10 protein-coding genes and 1 pseudogene are annotated in these 8838 nt (G+C 72.7%); 8 read left to right on the top strand and 3 right to left on the bottom strand.

Going from position 1 to position 8838, the window contains the following annotated elements; translation table 11 throughout:
* Nucleotides 1-24: 24 nt before the first annotated feature.
* The 7 genes from E1262_RS10530 (at nt 25) to E1262_RS10560 (ending at nt 6601) form a co-directional block, all read left to right on the top strand.
* Nucleotides 25-315 (top strand): hypothetical protein, encoded by a 291-nt coding sequence (locus tag E1262_RS10530; RefSeq protein WP_203453744.1) that lies wholly within the window; start codon nt 25-27, stop codon nt 313-315.
* Nucleotides 316-450: 135 nt separating this feature from the next.
* Complete coding sequence (locus E1262_RS10535) at nt 451-1203, top strand: 8-oxoguanine DNA glycosylase OGG fold protein (RefSeq protein WP_132103081.1); 753 nt, start codon at nt 451-453, stop codon at nt 1201-1203.
* Between the two features lie 71 nt (nt 1204-1274).
* On the top strand, nt 1275-2042 hold the full coding sequence (locus E1262_RS10540) for an 8-oxoguanine DNA glycosylase OGG fold protein (RefSeq protein ID WP_132103082.1): 768 nt from the start codon (nt 1275-1277) through the stop codon (nt 2040-2042).
* A 157-nt stretch (nt 2043-2199) separates the two neighbouring features.
* Complete coding sequence (locus tag E1262_RS10545) at nt 2200-4017, top strand: helicase domain-containing protein (RefSeq protein ID WP_132103083.1); 1818 nt, start codon at nt 2200-2202, stop codon at nt 4015-4017.
* Between the two features lie 252 nt (nt 4018-4269).
* Entirely contained in the window at nt 4270-5145 is an 876-nt protein-coding gene (locus tag E1262_RS10550) for a helix-turn-helix transcriptional regulator (protein ID WP_162605858.1), read from the top strand.
* Between the two features lie 3 nt (nt 5146-5148).
* A complete protein-coding gene (locus E1262_RS10555; protein WP_132103085.1) occupies nt 5149-6147 on the top strand; it encodes a helix-turn-helix transcriptional regulator in 999 nt (332 codons plus the stop codon).
* 31 nt (nt 6148-6178) lie between these two features.
* Nucleotides 6179-6601, top strand: coding sequence for an OsmC family protein (locus tag E1262_RS10560; RefSeq protein WP_132103086.1), 423 nt, complete (start codon nt 6179-6181; stop codon nt 6599-6601).
* 140 nt (nt 6602-6741) lie between these two features.
* Here the strand turns inward: E1262_RS10560 and E1262_RS10565 are convergent, their stop codons facing one another.
* Both E1262_RS10565 and E1262_RS10570 read right to left on the bottom strand, forming a co-directional pair.
* Nucleotides 6742-7023 (bottom strand): DUF2277 domain-containing protein, encoded by a 282-nt coding sequence (locus E1262_RS10565; protein WP_132103087.1) that lies wholly within the window; start codon nt 7021-7023, stop codon nt 6742-6744.
* Nucleotides 7024-7064: 41 nt separating this feature from the next.
* Nucleotides 7065-8033 (bottom strand): ArsR/SmtB family transcription factor, encoded by a 969-nt coding sequence (locus tag E1262_RS10570; protein WP_132103088.1) that lies wholly within the window; start codon nt 8031-8033, stop codon nt 7065-7067.
* Between the two features lie 105 nt (nt 8034-8138).
* Between E1262_RS10570 and E1262_RS10575 the strand changes: the two genes are divergently transcribed.
* Nucleotides 8139-8642, top strand: coding sequence for a YybH family protein (locus E1262_RS10575; RefSeq protein WP_132103089.1), 504 nt, complete (start codon nt 8139-8141; stop codon nt 8640-8642).
* Nucleotides 8643-8645: 3 nt separating this feature from the next.
* Here the strand turns inward: E1262_RS10575 and E1262_RS30285 are convergent.
* Nucleotides 8646-8838: pseudogene (locus tag E1262_RS30285) on the bottom strand (winged helix DNA-binding domain-containing protein); the annotation flags it as partial.

The following is an 8838-nucleotide window of genomic DNA, read 5'->3' on the forward strand; positions in this document are numbered from 1 at the left end:
GTCCCGGCGGCACAGGTGTCTCGGGTGGCCGCGATCCTGGCCCGGCAAGCGCTCGAGGAGCTGATCGTGGAACGGCTCGCGCAGCTCGGCGCCCAAGCGCCCGGAGCCACGATGCGGTCCAAGCTCGTCTGCCTGCGCGGCCTGGGCGACGATGCGGCCGCTGAGAGCGCGATGATCGCGTGGGACGGTCTCAGCCGTGCCTGTCACCTGCATGCCTACGAGCTCATGTCGACGCCGGAGGAGGTCGGCTATCTGATCGGTCTCGTCGAGGCGTTGCTCGAGCCCTCCGAAGCGGGAACGTCGGCGGCAGGATGAGTCCGGGCGAGTTCCGCGGCGACGGGCACCAGCTCGGGCGGGCGGAGGTCGATCCTCGTCAGGTGGTCGACGGCGACGCGGCGGATCACCGTCACGACCCCCGATCATGTCAGTCCCGCCGCATAGCGTGACCCCATGAGCACGTCGCCGCCGCCGGTGCTGCGCGATCTGCTGGACCGCTATGCCGACGTGCGCGAGCAGCCCGCCCGCATCCGGCCGAGCACCTGGCAGAACGCGCTCATCCGCGTGCCCGAGTCGCTCGAGGTCACCAGGCTGCTGACCAGCCGCCGCTTCACCACGGCCGTCCCGGGGTCGAAGACGCACGACCACATGGTCAGCCGCGACGGCGTCCGCGCGGCCTGCGCCGCCATGAACGTCGACGACACGAAGGAGGTGCTGCGGACGTTCGTTCTGGCCATGGCGTGGGCCTCCGGGCTGGGTGGCGGGCGTTATCAGGCCAACACCGCGAGGGCGATCCTCGACCCGGCCCGGGCGTTCCGCGTGCTCAGCGACGCCGCGAAGGCGCTGCGCCACGCCGGGTCGATGCGCGACGGCGCGTTGGAAGAGGTGCACCGCTGGTGGTCGCTCCCGGGCGTCGGGCAGTCCTACGCCAGCAAGTGGTGGGCGCTCGCCGGACGCGCCGAGGGCCGCGACTGGCAGCCGCTGGTCCTGGACGACCGCGTCTACGCCACGCTCAACGACACCCTCCGCATCGGCGGGACGGCCCGGCTGGCCGGCTCACGGCGACGCGCCGACCGCTACCGCGCTTACGTCGAGACCGTCCACCGCTGGGCCGTCGACCTGCAGCTCGCCGGCCACGACGTCGACGCCGGGCGGATCGAGTTCGTGCTGTTCCACCACAACGGAGGTGCACCGCCCAGTCGATAAACCCCTGACCAACAGTCCACCCAAGGGCGTAATGTCCCGAATTGGAGACACAGCTGCCCACGGGGGGCGCCATGGTGCGCACGATCAGCGGCACGGGGCTGCCGGCCGGCTTGTCGGCGCTCGTCGACAAGTACCGCGACGTCCAGCCGCGGCCGGTCCGGTTCCGGCCGCCGAACTGGACGGCGGTGCTCTACCGCGTGCAGCCGCAGCTCGACGTCACGGCGTTGCTGCGCAGCCGCGTGTACACCGCGCCACTGGCCGGTTCCAAGGCGAAGGACCGCACCGTTACGTTCGCCAGCGTCCGGGCCGCCTGCGAGGCGATGGACGTCGGCAACGAGCGCGAGGTGCTGCAGGCGTTCGTGCTCACGATGGCCTGGGCGTCGGCGGGCGCCGTCAACGCGACGCTGCGATCGACGGCGCGGGCGCTGGGCGACCCCGACCGCGCGCACCGGATCCTCGGCGACTCGGTGCGCCGGCTTCGCTCGGGCCAGAGCCTGAACGACGGCGCCCTGGAAGCCAACTACCGGGCGTGGTCGCTGCGCGGCGTCGGCCAGTCGCCGGCCAGCCGCTGGTGGGCCGCGGCCGGCTACGTCGCCGGGCGCGGGTGGCAACCGCTGGTACTCGACGACCGGGTCTACGCGACCCTCAACCGCACGCTCCAGATCGGCGGCACAGCCCGGCTGGCCAGCTCGCGCAGCCGGGCGGCCCGCTACCGTGCCTACGTCGACGCGGTGCACCGGTGGGCCGTCGAGCTGCGGCTGGAGGGACGTGACGTCGACGCGGAGCGCATCGTGTTCGTGCTCGAGCAGCACGACGGCGGGGCGACTCCGTCGGGGTGACCAGGTCACTGGAAGGCATCTTTCCGGTCGTTCGCCTGACCCACGCGAGGATCTGCGCAATCATGGTCAAATACCGCAACGGCGCGGGAGGTTCCGCGGGGTAGGTCGCCAGCTGTCGACGTCGAACCCGGCACACCGTGGGGATGGAAGGACAGACGTGACGACACATCCTGCTCTCGACGACGAGCAGCAGCAGCTCGACCACTCGTACGCCCTTCTGGGTGACGGCGCGCCGGACCTGCCGCCGCTTTTCGGCCGGGTCGACGACGCCGGCGGTTCGCGCTACGTGGGTCACGCCGACGTCCGCGACGAATCCGGCGACACCGTCGTGGTCGCCTGGCACGCGCCCGAGGCCGGCGCCTTCTATCGGGCCTGCGCCACCGACCCGGCAGGCGTCACGCTCAAGCGGGTCGTCACCGTCAGCGGCCGCCAGGTCATCGCCGTGCACGACGAGATCGCCGACGGCGCCGCCGGCGACGTCAGCTCCGGGCGCGACCAGCGTCCCGTCGTCAGCAAGGTCGTCGTCGCGGCGCTCGAGCAGTTCCGCACCGGCGCGCTCGCCGAGGCCACCGCCACGCTGCGGCCCGAGCAGTACGACATCATCCGCCGGCCGGCGCGCGGCGTCCTCGTCATCCAGGGCGGCCCGGGCACCGGCAAGACGATCACCGCACTGCACCGCGCCGCCTGGCTGGCCGCCAACGACGACGCCGTCCGGGGCGGCGGTCTACTGGTCGTCGTCCCGACGCCGACGCTGCGGGGCTACGTCGCCGGCGCGCTGCCGCGGCTCCGCGCCGACGCGGTCATCACCGACATCGCCGCGCTGTACGACGGCCCGGCCCGCCTCCGCGGCCGCGACACCCGGCCGGAGGCGGCGCGGGTCAAGGGCTCGGCCGTCATGGCGATGGTGCTGCGCCGGCTGGTCGAGGCGACCGGCGAGCCGGCCACGCCCGAGGACCTGCTCCGCGGCCTGTATGCCGAGCCGACGCTGCTGGAGCAGCTGGCCGACGACCTCCTCAAGGCCGGCCAGCGCGACGTGCTGTACCGCGAGCCGGCCGCGTCCGCCGACGACGAGCCGTGGACCGTCGACGACCTCGTGCTGCTCGACGAACTGGCGCACCTGCTGGGCCGCACGGCGCCACGCTACGGGCACGCCGTCGTCGACGAGGCGCAGAACCTCTCGCCGATGCAAGCCCGCGCCATCGCCCGCCGCTGCCGCGACGTCACGCTGGCCGGCGGCCTCGAGTGCTCGACCGGCCCCGGTAAGCACGACGAGTGGAGCGAGCTGACCAGCTACTTCGGGTCCGAGTCGCACGAAGCCACGCTGAGCCTCGGCTACCGCGTCCCTCGCCCCGTCGTGGAGCTGTCGCGGCGGCAAGTGCCCGACGGTGGCCCGCTCGAACTCACGCGCTCGCTGCGCGACGGGCTCGGCATACCGCTGGTCCGCCGGGTCGATCCGGGCGACGAGGCAGCGGTGGCGCTGTCGGCCGGCGAGGCCGCGGCCGGGACGGGCTTCAAGGTCGGCGTAGTGGTGGCGCCGGCGCGGTACGACGAAGTGCTGCGGTACTGCCAGACGGCCGGGGTCAAGGTCGGCGACGGCCGCGACGGCGACCTCGCCCAGGCGGTCACGCTGCTCCCGGCCGACCTCGCCAACGGGCTCGAGTTCGACGCCATCGCGCTGGTCGAGCCGGCTGAGATCGCCGGCGGTACGGAGCTCGGCCGGCGGCTGCTCTACGTCGCGATGACCCGCTGCACGCAGTCGCTGGCGATCTTCCACTCCGCCCCGCTGCCTGCCGGCATGGAGCACCTGGAGCGCCCGGCGCCGCCGCCGCGCGAACCCGAGGTCGAGCACCGTCCCCGGCCCGCCCGCAGCGAAGACCTCTTCGACCTCTTCAAGCTCCTGCGCGACGACGACCGCATGCTCGTCGAGGTCCTCATCCGCCGCCTCCTCCGCGACTCCCTCGAGCGCGACGACTGAGTGCGGTCGGCGCACCCTCACAAAGGCGCCCATGGAATAGTTCACCTAGTGAAACTATCCCCACCTTGTGCCTAACGCATTCCAAGCGTTCTAGGGGAATTTAGCTACAATACACGCCAGGCAATTCTCCCCTATGAGAAATGACCAACTAGTCTGGCCTTTCTCATGACACGGGCATAGCATGATCGTCCGATGTTGCTGTGGAGGGGCGCCATGGCTGGTGGACGGGACCAACTCGGTCCTTTGGAGAGGGTGACGCGGGTGCTGGTCGCGCTGGCCGCGGCCGAGCCGAAGGGGATCCCTACGCCGCGATTGCTGAAGATCGCGGCCTTCGGCGGGGGAGAAGACCATCATGTACGGCAGTTGAAACGGCTGATCGAGGATCTCAACGGCGCAGGGTGGGACATCCGCAACACCGCGCCGCCCGGTCAGACCGCGGTCTATCGGGCGTTCGCCGGCGACAATCGGCTGCGGCTGAGCCTGACGCCGGAACAGCAGACCGAGCTGGCCCGGGCCGCGCTGGTCGCCGGGGATGCCGCGTTCGCCGCGCGCGCCGGCATCGCGGGCACCGAGGCGCCGCCGATCCCGGAACTGCGCACCGCGCCGCGGGCCGAGCGCAACGACGACGCGCTGAACAAGGTGCTCTACGCGCTCGAGCGGCATTGCCGGCTCCGGTTCGTCTACAAGCGGCGTGAGCGGGTCGTGCACCCGCACTTCGTCTATCCCGGCACCTCGGGCTGGCACCTGGTCGGCCACGAAGACGGCAGCGAGAAGGACAAGGAGTTCGTCACCGACCGCATCTCCCGCGTGCGGGTCGACCTGCCGCGCACCGCCGACCATCGGCACGAGCCGTACCGCGATGACGTCGACCCACTCACCTGGCCTGTCGACGAGCCGGTGGACGTCGCCGTCGAGACGACGCCGGCGCACCGCAACCAGGTCGAGACGCTGCTGGGCACGCCGTCGTACCACGAGATCGACGACGACGTCGTCCGGCTGACCATCCGGGTGACTCACCGGGCGGCGTTCCGCAGCCGCGTCTACGAGCTGGGGCCGCGCGTCCGCGTGCTGGGACCCGAGACCATCCGCCGCGAGCTCCGGCAGGAGCTGGAATCACTTCTGGACTGACCCATGAGCGTTCTTCCGCCCGTGTTCGTCCGCCGCTTCGAGCGGGTGACACACGCGCTTCGCATCCTCACCATGCACCCCGACGGCATCCCGCTCAGCCGGCTGGCGGCCGAGCTCGACGTCGACGAGCGGACCCTGCGCGACGAGCTCGTCTCGTTCTACTGCGCCGACAGCGCCGCGTTCGATCCCGGGCCACTGCGGCAGGTGCGCATCGAGTTCCTCGGCACCGGCGGCGAGTCGGACGACGTCGACCCGGCCGTCGCCGAGGTGGTGCGCGCCTCGACCGACGACCCGGCCGCGGAGATCGGCGTGCGGCACACGTCGCCGGCCGAGCTCGCGCACATCTACCGCGCCGGTCAGACGCTGCTGTCGCTGGAGCCGGAGAACGACGTGCTCGACGGCGCGCTCCGGGCGCTCGGCGAGACGATGCTGACGGGCATCCGCCCGGTCGACGACCATTGGAAGGCCGAGCTGGCCGGCATCCTCATCCACGCCATCCGGCAGCGGCGCTGGGTGCGGGTCGAGTACACACCGGTGTGGCGCGACGACAGCATGGAGCACCGCATCGCCCCGTACCGCCTGCTGCGCACCCGCCGCGGCTGGGAGGTCGACGCCGGCATGTCGGCCGACGGCCGGGTCGTCGGCAGCTTCCTGCTCACCGGTATCCGCGAGGCGACGGTGCTGGACGAGACGTTCGAGCGGCCGCCCGAGGTCGACGACCGGCTGGCCGGCCACCGGTACGAGCAGCAGATCGAGCTGGTCGTGCCGCAGGACGCCCGCTGGGCCGTGGACCGGTTCGCCGAGAGCTCCGAGCTGCTCGACGAGGACGAGGAGTCGGTGAAGCTGCGAGTACGGCTGCTGCCGCCGGTGGAGCGCCGGCTGGGCATCCTGCTGCTGACCGCGGGGCCGCTGGCATTCGTCACCGACCCGCCCGCGCTGGCCGACGCCGGGCGCGCGCTCGCCCGCGAGCTGCTGGAGCACCACGGCACGACCACCCGCTGACCGCCGGACGCCGCGTGTCAGGCTTTACCGCATGGCTGAGAACGCACGACGTACGGTGTCCCTGCGACGAGTCGGCGAGCGCCGCTACGTCGCGACCAATGTCCGCGGCGGCGAACTGACCTTCGGGCAGGGCGACGACGGCGACTTCACCCCGGTCGAGCTCTTGCTCACCGCCATTGCCGGGTGCTCGGCCATCGACATCGACCTCATCACGTCGCGCCGCGCGGAGCCCGAGACGTTCGAGATGGTGACCACCGCGAACAAGATCCGCGACGAGCAGGGCAACCGGCTCGAGGACATCGAGGTGTCGATCCGCATCCGGTTCCCCGACGGCGAGGACGGCGACGCCGCGCGCGATGTGCTGCCCGATGCCGCCAAGAAGTCGCACGACCGCCTGTGCACCGTGAGCCGTACCGTCGAGATCGGCGCCCCGATCGCCATGGATCTGGAGTAGCGGCCCGAGATGCCGTGGATCGGCCAAGGCGAACCGCTCGGCCGAGTTCGACACGTATCTCGCCGAGCTCCGCGACCGCTATCGGCGGCGTCGGCCGCTCGACGAAGAGCTGCGGCGATGCGGACTGTGACCGGCAGTCGTCAGCGCGGCGCGCCGGCCGCGATGCGGGCCTGGTAGCGGGCCCGCGCCTTGGCGGCCTCGATCTCGCGGTCGCGCGGCGGGGCGTTGGTGACCAGCGCGTCGAGGAGGTGCCGGGTGGAGTGCGCGATCTCCTCGACGGCACGGTCGAACGCATCGCGGTTGGCCTGCGACGGGCTGCGGGTGCCGGCGATCTTGCGCACGTACTGCAACGCGGCGTCGTACACCTCGTCGTTGCTGGCCGGCGGAGCGAGGTTGTTGAGAGGCTTGATGTTGCGGCACATGTCTCCGAGCCTAAGCGCAGCCGCCGGCGGAACGCACGCCTTCAGTCGCCGACCAGCACGTCGCCGCGGGTGCTGCGTTGGTAGCGGACCACCCGGCCGTCCCGGGCGCGGTGCACGAGCCCGGCCCGCAGCAGCACGCCGAGGTGGTGCGAGACGGTGGCCGCGGCCAGGCCGTGCCGCGCGCTGAGGTCGGCGGTGGACCGCGCCTCGCCGAGGTCGCACAGCAGTGCGCCGCGCGTGCTGCCGAGCAGTACGGACACCGCACGGCCACGGTGCCCGGCGGCCGACCCGGCGCCCAGTCCGTCGGCCGGATAGCAGAGCACCGCGTTGCCCGGCGCGCAGATCTGCACGCCCAACGCCGGCCAGCGCAGTGCGGAGGGCGCCAGCACCAGCTCGTCGTCGTGCAGCGTCAGCCGCTCGTGGTAGGGCTTGCGCACCTCCAGCCGGCCGCCGGCCCAGCTCAGGTCCCGGTGGAGCGAGGCGAGCACGGCGCCGACGCCGAACTCGGCGAGGCGGTGCGAGCGGGCCCGGATGTCGGCGTCGAGCGTGCCCTGCAGCGCGGCCCAGCCGTCGGCGAGCGTCGCCCGCCAGAACGTCCGCATCCCTTCGGCGACGCGGACGGCGAACGTGCCGGCGATCGCGGCGGAGCGCACCTCGTCCGGCAGTGACCGCTCCGCCGCACACCAGGCGAGCTGCTGGTCCACGACGGAGGCCGGGGTGGCGGCGACGGCGTCGAGCTGCGCCTCGAGCAGGCGGGCGCGCCGCCCGGCCGGCGGCTGCGGCGTCAGCAGGTCGGGGATGTACCCGCGCCCGCCGGCCGGCAGGACGGCCGCGACCAGGGCCGTCCGCGGATCGCGCAGCGCGGCCCGAGCGGCCGGACCGGGATCGCCGAAAACCGGGTGCCGGCGCCCCTGCGCGGCGAGCAGCAGCCAGCCGACCAGCTCGTAGGTCGGCGACGGGGTCAGCCGCACGCGCGCCAGGCTGGCGCTGTCGACGTCCACCACGATCACGGATGCACGATAGCCGGGGATCGCCGGATTCGACCCAGGTCGAATCTCTTCGCGACCCGCTCCGGGCGGCACTTGACTCGGCGCACCGTACCGAGAGGAGCAGTCATGAAGATCCGCGCTCGCGCCGCCCTGCCGCTCGTCGCCGTCCTCGCCGCCGCCGCGCTCCCCGCGGCGTCGCAGGCCGGCTCCGCCGCCGAGGCGTCACCCGCCGGGCTGCCGCAGCGGCTGTGCGCGAAGAGCTTCGACCGCGCCGTCGACGCCTACGTCCAGACCACCCACGACCGCGACGTCGACGGGTTCGCCGCCGTCCTGCACGAGGACGTCACCGCCGTCTTCGCCGACGGCGGCGTCCTCTACGGCAAGGACCAGACGATGGGCTTCATCGAGCGGTTCTTCGCCGCGCCCGGCTGGACCCAGACGTTCACCGAGCTGACCCGTGAAGTGCGCGGCTGCGGCACCGGCTTCGTCCTCTTCGACTCCGTCTACACGCCCGCCCCGGACGCCCCTGGTGAGCCGCTGGTCATCGGGGTGACGTTCGTGTTCGAGCGGGGCCGCTGGCTCGCGCTGCACAACCAGGACAGCATCGGCCCGGCCTCGGGGGCGCGCTGACCGTCAGCCGGCGAGCTCGCGTTCCAGGGGCGTCCGGAAGCTCGGGATGATCGACGAGCCGCCCAGCCGTGGTTCCAGCTCGGCGGCCGCGCGTTCCACCGCGGCGGCCGCCTCGGCGCCGGCGTCCTCGAGCAGCCGCCACCGGATGGCGCCACCGCGCATGCCCCAGCCGCCGACCACCCGCCCGCCCCACCAC

This window comes from Jiangella aurantiaca, assembly GCF_004349105.1.
GTDB classification, from domain to species: domain Bacteria; phylum Actinomycetota; class Actinomycetes; order Jiangellales; family Jiangellaceae; genus Jiangella; species Jiangella aurantiaca.